Below are 16,344 nucleotides of genomic sequence, written 5' to 3' on the forward strand. Positions count from 1 at the left end.
CTGCGCCGCCGTCGCGCCCGCCTTCCTCTCGTACGGGACCTACTGGGCGGCCGTCGCCTCAAGCCCCACCCCCGCCGGCCCCGTGAGGGACAGGCTGCGGCCGTCCACCGTGTACGTGACCTTGCCGGTCAGCACCTTCAGCATCTTCTTCTCGACCTCGCCCGCACCGCCCTGGCACATCATCCGCGTGGTCACGACGCGGCCGACGTCGAGGTTGCCGCGGCTCTCCTCGGCGGTGCCGTTGAGGGAGTTGCAGCCCGTGCGGCCGCGCAGCGAACCGTCCTCGCCGAAGGTCAGGTACGCCTTCCCGGCGGTGTCCTTCGGCACGGTCGAGGCGGTGGCGTCGCCGCCCACGGTCTTGCGGTCGGTGAAGGAGGTCACCGTCCACTTGGTCCCGGTGAGCGGGGCGGCCGCCTCCTTCTTCGGGGCGGAGGTCAGGGCGAGGGTGTCGCCCTTCGCCGTGGTCAGGGTGAGCCGGTCGCCGTCCACCTCCGCCTTCAGCGGCTCCTTGAAGGTCTTGCGCATGGCCAGCTCGAAGTCCTGGACGTCGCAGACCATCTGGGTGGACATGAGCTTGTCGAGGTTCACGGCATCGCCCTTGACCTTCGCCCTGCCGGTGAAGGTGTTGCAGCCGTAGTTGCCCTTGACCGCGCCCGTGTCGTCGATCTGCACGAAGGTGCCCTTGGGCGCGGCGGCCTTCTTCCCGCCCGCCGTCGAGCTCTCGACCGTCCAGCGCACTCCGGTCAGCGCGAGGTCCGTCTGCACGGTGCCCTGCCCCGCTTCCTGCCCGGTGCCCTTTCTGCCGCCGTCCGCCTTGGCGCCCGGGGTCGTCTCCGTACCGCAGGCACTCAGCGCGAGGAGGGCCGCGGCGGTGACGGGCACTGCCAGCAATTTCAGCGGCGTGAGCTTCGGCGTCTTCTGCATGCCGGTGTGACGGAACGGGTGGCGACTCCGGTTCCACTTCCCTCGCGGTGGGCGTTCCCTTTCATCCCGGAATCGGCAGCACCTCCACCAGATCAGCACGCTCGCCACTGGCTTTGAGCTGCGCATTCTCGACCGCGGCGGCCCATTGTGCACGTCCTGTGGCCAGGCGCACCCAGGTCAGCGGGTCGCTCTCCACCACGTTCGGCGGGGTGCCTCGGGTCCTCGATGCACCGCACCACCGCGAACGGCGGAATCCGCACTTCCGTGGAGGCTCCGAGGGCCTCCACGGCGAGCGCGTCGGCGAGGAGGCGGGTGCGGGCGGCGAGGACCTGCCGGTCGAACGGCACCTCGGCCCTCGTCGCCCGCGCCGGACGACGGCTCCCCCAGGCTCCGTACGACCGAACCGACCGCCGTCGACACGTGCGCGGCCGGCTCGCGCACCGACCACTCCCCCAGCCCGCTCGGGCCCGCGGGCTGCTCGTCGGAGAGCCCCTCGACGACCTCCCGGACCAGCCCGAACCGGGTGAGCACGGCGGCACGGATCTTCACCGGGTCGTGCGCGCGGGGCTTCTTGCGGCCGGTCGCGGAACGCGGGTTCTGTGCCATGTCCTTGAGGTTGGAGGAGGCCGCCGACAACGGCATGTGTCAGCGGAGGCCATCGGCGACGGCCGCCGCAGGGTTCGCCCCCTCGCGGCTGTCGCTCCCGCCCACCGTCATGGCGACGACCAGCGCGTTCTCACCGACGGTGGTGTCCGCCGTGTCGCCGGGGGGCAGCGGGTTCAGGAGGGACAGCAGGGGCAGGCACGACTGGAGGACGGCGATCTCGGCGCCCTCGGCCAGGACGCCGTGGACGACCGCCTCCCCGCACCAGGCGGGGTGCTCGCCGTGGTCCTCCTCCTCGTTCTCCTCCCCCTCCTCCCCCTCCTCGCCGGGCCCCTCCTCGGGCTCCCCGAGCACCCACACCACCTCGCCGTACGCGAGCGCCGCACAGTCGACCGCCGCGCCCGCCAGCTCCCTGTCGGTGACCGCGTGCAGCCGCTGCCACATGAAGTGCCCCGCCGCGAACACCCTCAGCACCGGCTGCTCGCCCCTGCGCAGTGCCCGCCGCGCCAGGTGCAGTTGGAGACCCTTGGCCAGCAGGAGAACGCCGGTGACCAGGAAGGGCAGCGCGCTCAGCTGCTGGCCGACGGCGTCGTACCGTTCGACGGCCAGGCGCGGCGGGCCCTCGTCGCTCAGCACGGTCACCCGCGAACCCACAGGGTGGTCCAGCGGATACAGCGAGGTCAGGGTCTGCTCCCCGCCGGCCGCCTTCCGTACGCGTACCGTTCCTCCGTCGCCCTCGTCCAGGTCGACCGCTTCGAGGACGGTCGCGACCGTACGGGTGGCCTTCGCGTCCCGTGCGTCGGACGCCGACGTGACGATCGCACCCCAGGCCAGAAGTCCACCGGCCACTGCCAGCAGTAGGGCTCCTGCGCACAGCCTGCGGACCGCCCTCCCGTCGCGGCCGAACCCCTGGGGCAGCGGCGCGGTACGCCCCTGCGTCGCCTCCAGGAACAGCGCACGCCGGCGGCGTCGCGCCCGCAGGCGCACGACCACCGCGACGAGGGCGAGCAGCGGGGCGGCCACCATCAGCCACGTGCCGACCAGGTCGGCGGGCGCGTCCGGCATGTCGGCGTCGAACACCCCCGTCAGCGCCAGCGCCGAGGCCACGGGAAGCATCCAGACGGCGACCCCGGGCAGCCTGAGGCACCAGTACGGCAACGCCACGAAGAAGGCCACCACCGCATAACCGACCCACTCGGTCCCGCACGGGGCCGTCTCCGTGCACACGGGCCCGCTGTCCGCCGCGACAAGAGCGAGGATCAGACACACCAGCAGGACGAGCGTCATCCCCCACGCCACCACGCGCGGCCGCGCCCAGCGCGGCGCGCCCGCGGCACGCCAGGTCTCGGCGTCCTCACTGCTCCAGGGCGCGGCGTCGGGAGCCCGCGCCCCCGGGGGCAGGAAGGAACACGGAGGCATCGGGGCAGGGGTGGTCATGGACGAAGTATCGGCGTGTCGGCCCTCTCCTGTCGCCCGAGTTGATCACCCCGCCGTCACCCCTCAGAACAGCCAGTACACACACGCCCCCCACAGCAGCAGCCCCACCACCAGCACCGGCCCCAACGGCATCCCCTGCTCCGCCGTCGTGCTCTCCCGCGCGGGCCGCAGCTCCGGATCGGCGAGCATGGCGCGCACCGCCTCCGCCGCGTGCCCCGCCGTGTGCCCGGCGGCGGTGCGGTGGTCCAGCCGAGTCCATCCGGTGGGCCGCAGCGCGACGGCTTCGCCCTCACTCCCACGCAGCACGAAGCTGTCGTTGGCGGTGTCGACCTTCACGATCTCCTGCCAGCGCACCTGCTTCACCCGCCAGGCCCCGGCCGCCCAGACCCCCGAACGGTCGGCGGTGACGCGCCAGTTGAACGCCGTCGCGGACGCCGTCAGCCAGAACGGCAGCGAGACCACCGCCATCCACCACGACCAGGTCATCTCCCCGGTCACCAGGTTGAACACCGCCCCCGCCGCCATGGCCAGGAAGAAAGCGCCCAACCCCCGCCCTACCGTCCCGGCGCCCCACTGCCGGGGCCCGGTGGCGACGGCCTCCGTCGGGTGCTCGATGTTCTCCACAGTGCTTCCGTCCCTCTCCGTGCTTCTCGTACGAGTCGTACGCTCCGGCCTCGCCGGAACCGCCGTCCCCCGCTCCACCGAGACCCGTCCCTCGGGCCCGTCGACCGCCCCGACACACACCAACTCCGCGCCGGGCGCGGGGACTCCGTACAGCACGGCCTCCCGCATCGGACGCGGCCCGAGGCCCTGCGGGCGCGGGGCCGTCCCGCCCTCGTACCCGCCCCGGCCCCGGAACCCGAGGAGCGGCTCGGCCCCCGCCGTGTCGTCGGCGGCGTACACCAGGGTCCTGCCGTCCACATCCTCCCGGACCAGGACCCGCAGGACGGGCTGAGGGTGCCTGCGCAAACGGGCGGCACCGCGCCACCCGGCCACGGCGTGGACCAGCAGGGCGGTGCCGAGGGTGCCGGAGACCAGGAACACCCCCTTCGACTCCGCCCGCCAGACGGCCAGGCAGACGTACGCGGCCACCGCGAGCAGGACCGCGCCCGCGCCCGGCACCAGCAACGGCCGGCCGCGCACCGGCACGGCGGGCACCGGGTGGCGCCCCGGACCGGCGGCCTCGACCGCCGACGTCCGCTGCCGCGCCCGTGCTTGAACCCGGTGCAACAGGTGGAGCCCCACCAGCACGGCCGCCACCCCCGCCGTGATCCGCGCGGCCGGCGCCGCGTCCGCGATGCCCTCGTCGAGGAGCAGCGCGGCGGCGGTCAGCGGGGCGAGCACGGCCAGCGCGAGGGCGGGGCGACACCGGATCCAGTACGCCTCCAGGAGCACGAACCCCTGGAAGACCGTGGGCGGCAGCCATGCCCAGAGGGCCCCCACGGGCCAGGAACCTCCCCCGGAGAATTCCTCGGCGTAGTACGAGGTGCCCACCTGTGACTCCACCGTCAGGACGATGGCCCCGCGCGAGACCGCGCTGTCCGGCGCCGTCCCGAACACCGCGGTGATGTCCGGTTCCGGCGCCGCTGTGGGCAGCAGCCACACCGCCGCCCCCGCCAGCCCCAGCACCACCAGCGCCCACACCGGACGCGCCCACCACCGCACGGGCACCGCCGTCGACCGGAGCCGCGCTTCGGCCGACCGCCACAGGGCCGCGCCTTCGGGTATGCGCCCACCTGGAAGCCGTACGGGGGACGGAATTCGATCGTTCACCCGCGCATTATGACCACGAGCCCACGCCAGCCGGGGAATACGGTCCGGAGCCCGCCCGCGCCCACGCCCGGCTCCTGGCACGCGCCTGCCGTCCGGGAAGACGCCGGGACGCACACGACCTGAGCACCGCAGCCACCGCACACGGATGCGGCCCCGCCCCGGCCTCCCCGGGGTGTTCCCAAGAGGAGCTGACCAGTGGGGTGACGGGTTGGTGCTCCACAATCAGCGGTCGTACAGAGCCGCCGACCGTGGCAGCCGCCGGGTGGGTACAGAGGGATATTCACCAGTGTCCAGGGACGCGGATGGACGCTACGGAACTCGGCGGGGTGTTGTTGGTGCAGATCCGGGCGGACAGAGGCCGAGCACGATGTCGAGTCCCAGGGCGCCCACCTCGTTGAGCAGGCGAGCAGGCAGGACATTGCTTCCCGGGCCGTTTTCACTGCCGAAGCCGAGGTACAGCTCAAGCTCGCAGTCGGCGGACAAGGCCATAAGTTCCATACGCCGCCCGACCCGTCCAGTTCCTCACTGCATTTCGGTACCGGACTTCCGTGACTTGGCCCTTGGCTCACTGACGGGCAGAGTAATCACCAGGCCGCAACGGTCGAACCCAAGGGCACTGAAAAGTGTCCACCACCAGGAAAAGGAGTGCGCAATGAAGAAGATTGAGCTTGCCGCCAAGACGGTCGAGACCCGTTCGATCAAGATCCACTACCAGCGCTGATCGATCGCGAATACTGATCGGGGGCCGGTGTTCCCGGCCCCCGATCGCCAAGGAGAAGCCATGCTTTTGCGGCGCGCGCACAACCTTGTCTGTTATTGGCGTGACGGGTCCTTCGTCATCCAGAACTACCTGGCCGGTCCGGAAGTCTCCCTCGCGCCGGTGGCTGCCGAAATCCTCGCAGCGTTCAGCGAATGGGCATCCGTCGACGACGTCGCGGCGAGCTTCCCGGACAGCGACCCGGACTCCTTCCGGGCAGCCGCGGGGGAACTGCACAAGTACGGATTCCTGGTGTCCGCCGAGGACGGCGACCGGGACGCCGAGTTGGCCGAGACATGGCAGACGTGGTCGCCGGAGGCCACAGCCCTCCACTTTTCGAGCAAGGACGCCGACTACACCGAGTCCGCCGAGGTCAACGAGGACTTCAGGGCCGGACGTCGTACCGCCCTGTTCAAAAACTATCCCGATGCGGACCGCGTACTCCTGCCCCGGTCACCGATCGACCTGGACGCATCCTTCGTCCGCACGCTCTACCAGAGGCGCACCCACCGCAGTTTCAAGCAGGTGGATCTTCCGCTGTCGACTCTGTCCGGGCTCCTCTCGATGGTGTTCGGCCCCAGCGAGTTCCTGGACGGGCAGGATTTCGGCGCCCTCATGAAACGCACCAGTGCGTCCGGTGGCGCGCGTCAAGAACTGGAGGCCTACGTCGGCGTCTTCGCCGTCGACGGCATCGCTCCGGGGCTTTACCACTACAACTGCCTCGAACACTCGCTTGAACTGCTGGACGCCGAGTTCACCCGCGAGCAGGCGGCGCACCTGTCCTTCGATCAGGCCGCGGTCGGCGAAGCAGCGATAACGGTTTTCGTGACTGCCGTTGTCGAGCGCATGAGCAGCAAGTACCGCGCGCCGCGCGCTTACCGGGTGATGTTGATGAACGCGGGCCACCTTGGGCAGACCTTCGCCCTCACGGCCACCGCGTTGGGACTGGGGCCGTTCCAGACACTGGCCTTCCGGGACAGCGAACTGGAGGACGCCCTCGGCGTGGACGGAATCCGCGAGACAGCCCTTTACGTATTGGCCGCCGGCCTTCCCGACGGCCGTGGCGAGCCCCACTACACTGCGGGGCTCGCCGCGTTCCAAAAGGCGGAACTCTACCCGTCGAAGGAACAGCGCCGCTGATCGGGATTGCCTTGGTGACTTGACCTGCCCCCAGGCCAGTCTGCTCCTGCTGCCCCCTCTGCCCCTCTTCTGTCCTCCTTCTGCGAACCTTTTGATCTGCGGATTGGCCGAAAAAGCCCAGGCTTCGACCGGAAACCCCGGTCGAAGCCTGTGCGTTTTCGGTTCTGTCTTTCCTGTGCAATGAAGACGCGCTTTGCGGTGACGGGCACAACACTCTCCCTTTCCGTCCCGGAATCCCGTGACTTGGCCGGGGAATTCAAAAGAGGCAGAGTAATCACCAGGCCGCAACGGTCGAACCCAAGGGCACTGAACAGTGTCCACCACCAGGAAAAGGAGTGCGCAATGAAGAAGATTGAGCTTGCCGCCAAGACGGTCGAGACCCGTTCCATCAAGATCCACTACCAGCGCTGACGCATCACGCATGCCGATCGGGGGCCGGGCGTGCCGGCCCCCGATCGCCGAAAGCCCCCGAACCGCTGCGGCGGAGATGGTGATTGAGTGCTGTGGGACTGGACGAGGTAAAGGCCCGCATGGCGGCCGGGCAGCCGTACCTGGCCAATGATCCGCTGCTGCGGCCCCACCGCAAGCGATGCGAGAACCTTCTGGACCGGTTCAACGCGACCGCCCTCGGCGACCAGCGGGAAAGATCCGTGATCCTTCAGGAGTTGCTGGGGTCCGTGGGGACAGGCGTACGTGTGATGCCTCGGTTCCTCTGCGAATTCGGGTTCTTCATCGAGATCGGCGAACGGTCCCGGATCAATTTCGACGCGGTGTTCCTCGACTGTGCGCCGATCACGATCGGCGCAGATGTCCGGATGGGGCCACGCTGCCAGCTGTACACCGCGAATCACCCCGACTCCGCGGCTCTGCGGCACGGGATGTGGGAGAACGCGAAGCCCGTCGTGGTGGAGGACGGTGCGTGGCTCGGCGGAGGGGTGATCGTCCTTCCGGGCGTCACGATCGGGGCCCGCACGATCGTCGGTGCGGGCAGCGTGGTCGCCAAGGACCTTCCGCCCGACACGGTCGCCGTGGGCAACCCCGCGCGCGTGGTCCGGACAGTGGCTCCTGACGTGCAGTAAGACCCTCACTTGGTCGGAAGCGACCCCGGTGTGCAAAGGATGTTGATGGTGGGTGCGGAGCGGTCGCCCGAGTCCCCGCGCGGTTGGTGGCGGGACGCAGTCGTCTACCAGGTCTACTTGCGGAGCTTCGCCGACGGCAACGGCGACGGCCAGGGAGACATCGCCGGGCTGCGGGCCCGGCTGCCCTACCTGGCGGAGCTGGGTGTCGACGCGCTGTGGCTCACGCCGTGGTACCGCTCCCCCATGGCGGACGGCGGCTACGACATCGCCGACTACCGGGAGATCGACCCCGTGTTCGGCACGCTGGCGGAAGCGGAGCTGCTGGTGGCCGAGGCCCGGGAGTACGGGCTGCGCCTCATCGTCGACATCGTGCCGAACCACCTCTCCCACGAGCACCCGCTCTTTCGTGCGGCGCTCACCGCTCCCGCGGGGAGCCCGGAACGCGAGGTGTTCCATTTCCGCTCCGGTCGGGGGAAGTCCGGCGAGGAGCCGCCGAACAACTGGCGTTCGGAGTTCGGCGGGCCGGCCTGGACCAGGACCACGGACGCGGACGGAAAACCGGGCGAGTGGTATCTCCACCTCTTCTGCCCCGAGCAGCCGGACGTGAACTGGGCGAACCCCTTGGTGCGGAGCGAATTCGACTCGGTTCTGCGGTTCTGGTTCGACCGTGGTGTCGCCGGTGTCCGGGTCGATTCGGCGAGCCTCCTGGAGAAGGACGCACGCCTGCCCGACCTGGTCCGTTCCGGCGGGCCGCACCCTTACGTCGATCGTGAGGAATTGCACGACGTCTACCGCTCCTGGCGCCGGACGGCCGAGTCCTACTCCGAGGAACGTCTCCTCGTCGGCGAGATCTGGCTCGACGACAACGAGCGCCTGGCGCGCTATCTGCGCCACGACGAACTGCACGCCGCCTTCAACTTCGCTTTCCTCAAATGCGCTTGGGAGCACGCGGAGCTCACCGCGGTCATCGAGACGTCCTTGGCCACCAGCAGGCGGACCGGCGCACCGGCGACCTGGGTGCTCTGCAACCACGACGTGACCCGGACCGTCACCCGGTACGGCAGACAGGACACGTCCTTCGACTTCGGCTCGGTCGCCGCCGGCGTGCCCAGCGACCTGTCCCTCGGGACCAGGCGTGCCCGTGCCGCGGCACTCCTCACTCTCGCGCTGCCGGGTTCCGTCTATCTGTACCAGGGCGAGGAGCTCGGCCTGCCGGAGGTGGAGGATCTGCCGCCCGGGTCGCGTCGCGACCCGGTGCACTTCCGCTCAGGCGGCAGCGATCCGGGGCGTGACGGCTGCCGCGTGCCGATGCCGTGGTCCGGTGAGGCCCCGCCGTACGGATTCAGCGGCGGCGGTGACGAGACGTGGCTCCCGCAACCGGACGGCTGGGCCGGGTACGCGGCATCGGCCCAGGACACCGACGCGGATTCCATGCTCAACCTCTACCGCCGGGCCGTACGGCTGAGAAATTCGCTGCCCTGCCTGAGGAGTGACGCTTTCGACTGGGTCCCGGCCGGGGCCGAGGTCCTCGCTTTCCGGCGGGAGGACTTTCTCTGCATGGTGAATTTCTCCGGCCGCCCGGTGAGTCTGCCCCCGGGGCACGCGGTGTTGACAGCGAGCGACACGTCAACGGGGAACGTGCTCGCGCCGCATGGCGCCGTGTGGCTCCGCCGCGACCGAACGGCGAGCGGGCCGACCCGCATTCCCTCCGGGCACACGCCCGGCACGTGAACGACATCAGTAAAGGGTGACAACAGATGGTCCGTGGTCATGTCGCGCTCGTCGACGCAAGTCCCGCCTGCCTCTCCGGCGGTCTCGTCGCAGCGTTCAAGGAGGCCGGGTACGCGTGTGTCCATGTGCAGAGCACAGCCGTGCGGCCCAAGCTGTACCAGAAGGTCGTGCCCACCGGATTCGTGGCCGAGGTCGTCCACCGGGGCGACCTGGACGAGACGCTCCGGGAGCTGTCCCGGTACGACCTGCGCGCGGTCATACCGGACAGCGAGTACGGCGTCGGCTTCGCCGATCTGCTGAGCGAGCGCCTGGGCCTGCTGACGAACGGGACAGCGGGCTCCCTCGCGCGGCGCGACAAGTACGTGATGGTCGAGAAGATCAAGGCGGCCGGGCTGCGCGGCGCTCGCCAGCTGCTGGTCAAGAACGCGGAGGAGCTGGAGCGCTGGCACCGCGAGCTGGCCGGGAAGATCGTGGTGAAGCCCGTCAGCAGCGCGGGCAGCGACGGCATCCACTACTGCGACACCCCCGAGGAGGCCGTCCGCGCCTACCGGTCCCTGGCCGGCACGCAGGACGTCTTCTCGCTGCGCAATGACACGGTCCTGGCCCAGGAGTACCTCGCCGGCCCGGAGTACGCGATCAACATGGTCAGCCGGGACGGGAAGCACCACGTGTGCGACGTCTGGAACGCGACCCACATCACCGCGAACGGAGTCCTCGACCTCTGTGACGGTCTGGTCCTCCAGCCCTACGAGGGCGAGAAGATCGAACAGGCCGTCCGCTACGCGGAGCAGGTACTGGACGCGCTGGACATCCTCCACGGCCCGTCCCACGTCCAGATCAGGATGACCCCCAGCGGACCGTGCGTGATCGAGGTCGCGGCACGGATGGGCGGCGGAAACACCGCGCACTACGCGCGGATGGGCACCGGCGAGTCCCAGCTGAACTGGACGGTGTACGCCTACGTCGATCCGGAGACCTTCCTCGCGCGCCACCAGGAGCGCTACCAGGTGAAGCACTTCGTCGCCGGCGCGCCGATGATCTCACCGGTCGAGGGAACCCTGCGGGCCTACCGGGGCCTCGACCGGGTGAAGAGCCTGGAGAGCTACCACGGGCTTCGGGAGTTCGTCCGCGGCGGTGAGCCCATCGTTCCCACCGTCAACGACTTCACGTACGCCCTGCTGGTCGAGTTGCGTCACGAGGTGCAGGAGACCGTGCTGCGCGACCTCGCGACCGTCCGCTACCTCGACGGCGCGGACTTCTACGACGTGGGCCCCCGATGAGGGTCCTCGCCACAGGAACGGAGCAGTGGGTACGCCACGTCCTCGCCACCCACTGGGGTGCGCCGTGGAGCGACGCGAAGCTGCGCCCGCTGACCGTCGGGGGATCGGCTCCGCTCAGCCACACGGCGGGCCTGTGGCTGGTCACGGCAGCCGGTGGCGACCACGTGTTCAAGGCCCAGCTGAACGCCGAGGCGCTGCGCCCCGGGGCCTTCCTCCCGCTCAAGGACCGTGTCCTCGCACACTGCCGCGGGGAGGGGGTGCCCGTGCCGTCCGTCGTGCCGGCCGCCGACGGCCGGGCCGCCGCCGTCCACGACGGCCTCCCGTGCGAACTGACGCGGTACTGCCCGGGAGTGGGGGCGAACGGCGGACCGGAACAGGCGCGAGCCGTCGTCGCCACCGGACTGGACCTGCGGGAGGCACTGGACCGCCTGCCACCGGACGTGGCCGACGCCTTGGCCGTCGTCCGCCTGCCGCTGATGGTGGACGAGGAGCACTGGCCGGCCGCCCTCGCCGACGCCCAGCGGCGCCTGCTGCCTGCGGCCGAGCGCGGTACGGACCGCTGGCACCGCGCCGCCGCCCAGGTGCTGCGCGAACTGCGGTCCAGCGCACCGGTGCTGGCGCACCGCCCCGACGGCCCGGCCCGGCCGGCCGTGGTCCACGGCGATCTGCACGCCCACCACTTCCTGCTGTCCGAGAGCGGCCCGCCACGGGTGCTGGCCGTACTCGACTTCGACAACCTCCAGGTGGCCGACCGGCTGCTCGACCTCGCCTGGATCGCCGACACGGCCATGCTCGCGTGCCGCGGGGACGACGACGCCGCCCGGCAGGTCCTCGGCGGGTTCCTGCGCGACGCGCGCCACCGCGGGCTGCTGTCGCCGGGCGACGAGAGCCTGCTGATGCCCGTCCTGATGGCGCACTCGCTGCCGGTCATCGTCGACATCGCCAAGGACATCCTCGACCGGAACGTCCTGACCCCGCAGTGGCTCGCCTACTTCGAGCTGCTGTCCCCGGCGCGGCGCCTCGCCGCCCACCGTCTGCTCACCGCCCCCGCGGCCCGCTGACCTCCCCCGGCCCTCAGCATCCCTGCGCGCCGTGCCCCGTTCTCGCCAAGGAGCCCCGTATGACCACCGAGACCCCCGCACCTCTGTCGTCCTGGCCCGCCGACCTGTCGGCGTTCTGCTTCGAGGTCCCGCACGGGCCCGAGGCCCTGCTCTTCGAGTCGGCCAAGGGCGTCCGGTTGTCCGACGCCGCGGGCAACAGTTACCTCGACGCCCTCTCCGGCGTCTTCGTGACCTGCTTCGGCTACGACTGCGAGCCCATCGTCAGCGCGGTGACCCGCCAGTTGCGGACCCTTCCCTTCAATCCGCCCCTGCACGGCACCAACCGATCCGCGCTGGAACTCGCCGACGCCCTGGTGGAGTTGGCGCCCGACGGCATCACGGCGGCCAAGCTGGTCAACGGCGGGTCCGAGGCCGTGGAGGCGGCGATGCGCCTGGCCCGCCTCTACCACCGCGCCGACGGCAACCCGGGGAAGGTGAAGATCCTCAGCTATTACCACGGCTACCACGGCGCCACCTTCGGCTCGCTGTCCCTGACCGGGCGTCCCGACACCACCCGCTTCGGCCCCGGGCTGCCGGGCGTGGTGCACGTGTGGCCGCCGGACTGCCTGGAGGACTTCTGGGGTGTCTCGCCGGACGAGTCGGGAGCCGTCGCCGCCTCCATGATCGAGCGGACCATCGAGGCCGAGGGACCCGACTCGGTGGCCGCGATCGTGCTGGAACCCGTCATCCACCTGCGCGGCATGGCCATTCCCCCCGCCGACTACCTCGCCCGGGTCAGGGAGGTCTGCGACCGCCACGGAGTCCTGCTGGTCCTCGACGAGATCGTCACCGGCTTCGGCCGCACGGGGGAGGCGTTCGCGGCCCAGACCTTCGGCGTCACCCCCGACATCCTGTGCGCGGGCAAGGGCCTCTCCGGCGGATACGCGCCCCTGGCCGCCGTGCTGATGGGCGAGCACATCGCATCGGTCCTCGGCGAGAGCGGCGGGCCGGTGTCGTTCGCCCCGTCCCACACCTACGCCGCCAATCCGCTCGCCGCCGCTGCCGGGCTCGCCGCCGTCACGATGTTCCGCGAGGACGGCTACCTCGGCCGGATCCGCGAGCTGGCCGCGTACACCGAACCGCGGCTCCGCGCCGCCGTCGGCACGCGCGGCACCCTGCGCGCGCTGGGCCTGCTGTACGGCGTCAAACTCGCCGGCGGCGGCGAACGCCCCGGCGAGCGGGTGGCCTCCGCCTGCCTGCGGCGCGGACTGATCATCCGGGGTCAGGACGACTGGGTGGTTCTGGCGCCCGCGTTCGTCACCACCACGGCAGAGGTGGACGAGATCGTGACGATCCTGGGCGCAGCCATCGACGAGGTCTGCGGTGACGAGCGGTGAGGGGCCCCTACGAGCGCTTCGCCGCACCCGCCCGTGCGGCGATGCCCCGCCTCACCGAAGCGGAACGCGCCGTGGTCACGCGTGAGTTGCACGAGATGAAGCACCGCGGTGCTCCCGGTGAGCCACTGCTGGAGAGCCTGCGGCACGTCGCCGCCGTGGTGCCGGAGCGCCTTTACACCGACAGCGCCCACGTCCTGCTGCGGATGCACGAGATCGCCGGCTCCGGGAACCTCCAGAGCAACCTGTCCTCGCTGCCCCTGGTCCGCGCGTGCTTCGCCCACGAGCTCGTCGACCACGGCGGCCGGGCCGAGCTGGTGGTCGGCCGGGGGCACATCGCGCCGGCCTTCTACGCCGAACGCTACGTGCGCGGCTCCCTGCCCTTCGCGCCGCTGACCACCCTGCATCAGGGCGGACTGACCGGGGTCGTGCACCGCGAGCTCGGATTCCGCAACACGATGCGCTACAGCCTGGGCGTCGGCGTGGTCCAAGCGGTCAGTCTGGCATGGGAGTTGACGCGACGAGGAGAGAGCCGCAAGGTGGTCTGCCTCGCCGGGGACGGTGAACTCCACGAAGGCGCCGCCTTCGAGGCGCTGCGATTCGCGTACGACGCCGGGCTGACCAATCTGGTACTGGTCGTCGACGCCAACGGCAAAGGCATCGAGCCCCTGGCCAAGCCGCTCAACACGCGCTACCTCGCCGCCTACCTGGGCACCCTCACGGAAGTGGACGGGTGCGACGGCCCAGCCGTCGAAACGGCCCTCGGGGACGCGCTGGACGCGCCCGGTCCCTCCGTGCTCGTCTGCCGCACCCGCAAGGGCGAGCACAGCTTCAAACCGGCGGGCGCACAGCCCGCGCCCCCGGAGCGGCCCGTGTCGTTCGTGACGACCGCCGGCCGGATGCTGGCCGTCCACCAGGACCTGTCCGGCGCCGAACTCGCTGTTTTCACACCGGACATGGCCGCCAGGTTCGGTCTGCGCGGCCACCTCCCCTACACCAACACCGGGCTGGCCGAGACCCTGACGGTCGGCATGCCTCTCTCACTGCCCGACCACATCACCAAAGTCGTGGCCACCGACGCCATGTACTACATGGACTCGCTGAGCATGCTCACGGAGGCGACCACCAGCGTCCGCAACCTGCTGGTCCTGGCCGGGCGCAGCTGGGGCGCGTGGGGCGGCGCGCACAACGCCACCAACATGCTCGGCCTGCTGCTGCACACCCGGGTCTACGAGCCCGTGACCGCCGCCGAGTTCCACGCCTGCCTGGACCGGCTCGGCGGCGACCCGGCCACCACCCACGTCCTCAGCATGGTGGACGCCGTCTTCGAACCGCTGCCGCAGGACTGTTCGGCCGACATCGACGGCGGCGTGTGGCTCACCCCGCCCGGTGAATCGCCCGACGCCGCAGTGGTGACCTTCGGTTACGCGAGCGCGCTGGTGGCCGCCGCCAACCAGGGCCTCGCCGTCCCGCACCTGCACTGCGCCTCGCTCACCCCCCGGCTCGACCCCGGCGTCCTCGACGTCCTCGCGCGCACCCGCCGCGTCCTGAGCGTCGAGTACAACGGCGCCGACGGGGGTTTCGGGGAGCGGCTGCGCTCGGAGTACCTGCTGCCCGTCGACGTGCACGCGGTGCGCCGGGACATCGCCACCCGCGCCCACCACCACCAGTTGCCGCTGCACGGCATGAGCACCGCCCAGCTGCGCGACCGGCTCGTCCGACTGCTGGAGCGCCGGGAGGAGGCCGTGCATGCGCCTGCATACGCATGACTACCAGTCACCGGACACGTCGGGCATCGTCGACGGTGCCGTCCTCATGCACCGCGAGATGTCCCACCTCCTCGCCCGGCGCGGCTCCGTCGTCCTGCACGACGTCACCGAGGGCCCCGGCTGCGTCGCCGGACTGGGCCCGGACGACGTCGTGTACGCGGGCTCCGGCCCGTACGCCTTCCTCTACCACCACTGGCGAGAACGGACCGCCGGCCGCTTCCGCATCGTCCGTGAGGTGCACACCGCCTTGTGGTCGGGCTACTGGGCCCAGGAAGAACTGTGTGCGCCGCTGGTGCGCCCCGGTGACCTCGCACTCTTTCCGACCGAGTACACGCGTCGGCTGTTCCAGCGCAACTTCGCCTCCGCCGCCCGGTCCGCCGTGGCCTACCCCATGCTGGACCGCCTGCCCCGGCGGGCCCCTCGCGCCCTCCCGCCCGTCGGGGGGCCGCTGCGCATCGGCTACCTCGGGGCCCTCTCACTGGCCAAGAACTTCGACCAGGTCCTGGCCGTGTTCGCCCGGTGCCACCAGGCGGACGGCGGCGTGAGCCTGGTCTGCGCGGGCAAGCCGAACGACCCCCGCTGGGAGGCCGCCCGCGTGCACGACGCGCTGCGCCGGGCAGGGGTGCCCCCGAGCGCGGTGCGGATGGCGGGCGTCCGTCCCCAGGAGGAACTCTCCGCGTTCTTCGACGCGATCGACGTCCTGCTCTTCCCCAGCACGGCCTCGCGCGAGACGCTGGGGCGCGTGGTCCTGGAGGCGCTGGCCCACGGAGTGCCGGTGGTCGCCGCAGACGTCGGCCCGGCCGTCGAGCTGCTGCCCGCCCGGAACCTGGTGCCCACCGTCCTCGACACGCGGACTTCCTTCGACATGGGCCGCGTCGGTCCGCTGGGCAGAGTCGACGAGGACGTCCTGACGGCGAAGCTGCTCACCCGCGACTTCGCCCCGGCCTCCCTGCCGGCCACCACGGCGTACACCGACGACGCCTTCCTGGACACCCTCGCCGGCCGCCCCGCACCCGTCCCCGCCGGCCACGACCGGGTGCTGCCGGACGCCGTCCGGGTCCAGCCGCGCCGCGGGCCCGCCCCGGACGCGGCAGCCGCCGCGGCCCTGTTCCGTGACTTCTTCGGGCGACGTGACGGAGTCCTCTCCGACGCCCTCGACGCGCGCGCCGCACGGACCGGGCACGACGACGCCGCCCTGCGCCGCATCGTCGCGGCACCGCACCGCAATCTCGCGGACTACCGGGCCTTCCCCAGACTGCTGGACGCCCTGGTGCTGCCCCCGCTGGCCTATGCCCTCGCGCCCGTCGGGGCGGAAGCCGCCCCGGCCGGGAGGGTCTCCGCGCGAGGTCCGCACCACGTGAGCCCACCCGTGGCCGGAGCGGTCCCGGGGCACTGAGCGGCCCCGCGTCCCGAACCG

General features: G+C 71.1%; 11 protein-coding genes and 2 pseudogenes. 8 read left to right on the top strand and 5 right to left on the bottom strand.

The genetic code is table 11. The features are described 5' to 3' along the window. Nucleotides 1–39 precede the first annotated feature (39 nt). The 5 genes and pseudogenes from ACIP93_RS35110 to ACIP93_RS35130 all read right to left on the bottom strand — a co-directional run bounded on the left by ACIP93_RS35110 (nucleotide 40) and on the right by ACIP93_RS35130 (nucleotide 4,737). A complete protein-coding gene (locus ACIP93_RS35110) occupies nucleotides 40–924 on the bottom strand; it encodes an META domain-containing protein (protein WP_401765977.1) in 885 nt (294 codons plus the stop codon). 61 nt (nucleotides 925–985) lie between these two features. Further along, nucleotides 986–1,271: pseudogene (locus ACIP93_RS35115) on the bottom strand (sterol carrier family protein). Then, a pseudogene (locus ACIP93_RS35120) lies at nucleotides 1,183–1,566 on the bottom strand (maleylpyruvate isomerase N-terminal domain-containing protein); the annotation flags it as partial. The pseudogenes ACIP93_RS35115 and ACIP93_RS35120, both read right to left, overlap by 89 nt. A gap of 3 nt (nucleotides 1,567–1,569) precedes the next feature. Next, nucleotides 1,570–2,964 carry a hypothetical protein gene (locus tag ACIP93_RS35125; protein WP_401765979.1) on the bottom strand — a complete coding sequence of 465 codons (1,395 nt, stop codon included), beginning with the start codon at nucleotides 2,962–2,964 and terminating at the stop codon, nucleotides 1,570–1,572. A gap of 63 nt (nucleotides 2,965–3,027) precedes the next feature. Then, a complete protein-coding gene (locus ACIP93_RS35130) occupies nucleotides 3,028–4,737 on the bottom strand; it encodes a hypothetical protein (RefSeq protein ID WP_401765982.1) in 1,710 nt (569 codons plus the stop codon). A gap of 781 nt (nucleotides 4,738–5,518) precedes the next feature. On the opposite strand from ACIP93_RS35130, the gene ACIP93_RS35135 reads away from it, so the two are divergent. The 8 genes from ACIP93_RS35135 to ACIP93_RS35170 all read left to right on the top strand — a co-directional run bounded on the left by ACIP93_RS35135 (nucleotide 5,519) and on the right by ACIP93_RS35170 (nucleotide 16,323). After that, complete coding sequence (locus tag ACIP93_RS35135) at nucleotides 5,519–6,634, top strand: SagB/ThcOx family dehydrogenase (RefSeq protein WP_401765985.1); 1,116 nt, start codon at nucleotides 5,519–5,521, stop codon at nucleotides 6,632–6,634. A 509-nt stretch (nucleotides 6,635–7,143) separates the two neighbouring features. Further along, nucleotides 7,144–7,713 carry a sugar O-acetyltransferase gene (locus ACIP93_RS35140; protein WP_401766121.1) on the top strand — a complete coding sequence of 190 codons (570 nt, stop codon included), beginning with the start codon at nucleotides 7,144–7,146 and terminating at the stop codon, nucleotides 7,711–7,713. Nucleotides 7,714–7,758: 45 nt separating this feature from the next. Further along, the gene (locus ACIP93_RS35145) at nucleotides 7,759–9,444 is read left to right on the top strand and encodes an alpha-amylase family glycosyl hydrolase (RefSeq protein WP_401765988.1); all 1,686 of its coding nucleotides are present in this window, start codon (nucleotides 7,759–7,761) and stop codon (nucleotides 9,442–9,444) included. Nucleotides 9,445–9,470: 26 nt separating this feature from the next. Beyond that, the gene (locus ACIP93_RS35150; RefSeq protein WP_345218204.1) at nucleotides 9,471–10,724 is read left to right on the top strand and encodes an ATP-grasp domain-containing protein; all 1,254 of its coding nucleotides are present in this window, start codon (nucleotides 9,471–9,473) and stop codon (nucleotides 10,722–10,724) included. Beyond that, the gene (locus ACIP93_RS35155) at nucleotides 10,721–11,785 is read left to right on the top strand and encodes a phosphotransferase (RefSeq protein WP_401765990.1); all 1,065 of its coding nucleotides are present in this window, start codon (nucleotides 10,721–10,723) and stop codon (nucleotides 11,783–11,785) included. The genes ACIP93_RS35150 and ACIP93_RS35155 overlap by 4 nt, the downstream gene beginning before the upstream one ends. A gap of 59 nt (nucleotides 11,786–11,844) precedes the next feature. After that, complete coding sequence (locus ACIP93_RS35160) at nucleotides 11,845–13,161, top strand: aminotransferase class III-fold pyridoxal phosphate-dependent enzyme (RefSeq protein ID WP_345218201.1); 1,317 nt, start codon at nucleotides 11,845–11,847, stop codon at nucleotides 13,159–13,161. Next, nucleotides 13,158–14,927: a 1-deoxy-D-xylulose-5-phosphate synthase N-terminal domain-containing protein gene (locus ACIP93_RS35165; RefSeq protein WP_401765993.1), complete on the top strand. Its 1,770-nt coding sequence runs from the start codon at nucleotides 13,158–13,160 to the stop codon at nucleotides 14,925–14,927. The genes ACIP93_RS35160 and ACIP93_RS35165 overlap by 4 nt, the downstream gene beginning before the upstream one ends. Beyond that, the gene (locus tag ACIP93_RS35170; RefSeq protein ID WP_401765996.1) at nucleotides 14,908–16,323 is read left to right on the top strand and encodes a glycosyltransferase; all 1,416 of its coding nucleotides are present in this window, start codon (nucleotides 14,908–14,910) and stop codon (nucleotides 16,321–16,323) included. Before ACIP93_RS35165 ends, ACIP93_RS35170 begins: the two co-directional genes overlap by 20 nt. The last annotated feature ends 21 nt before the right edge of the window (nucleotides 16,324–16,344 follow it).

This window comes from Streptomyces sp. NPDC088745 (assembly GCF_044751045.1).
Classification (GTDB): Bacteria; Actinomycetota; Actinomycetes; order Streptomycetales; family Streptomycetaceae; genus Streptomyces; species Streptomyces cremeus.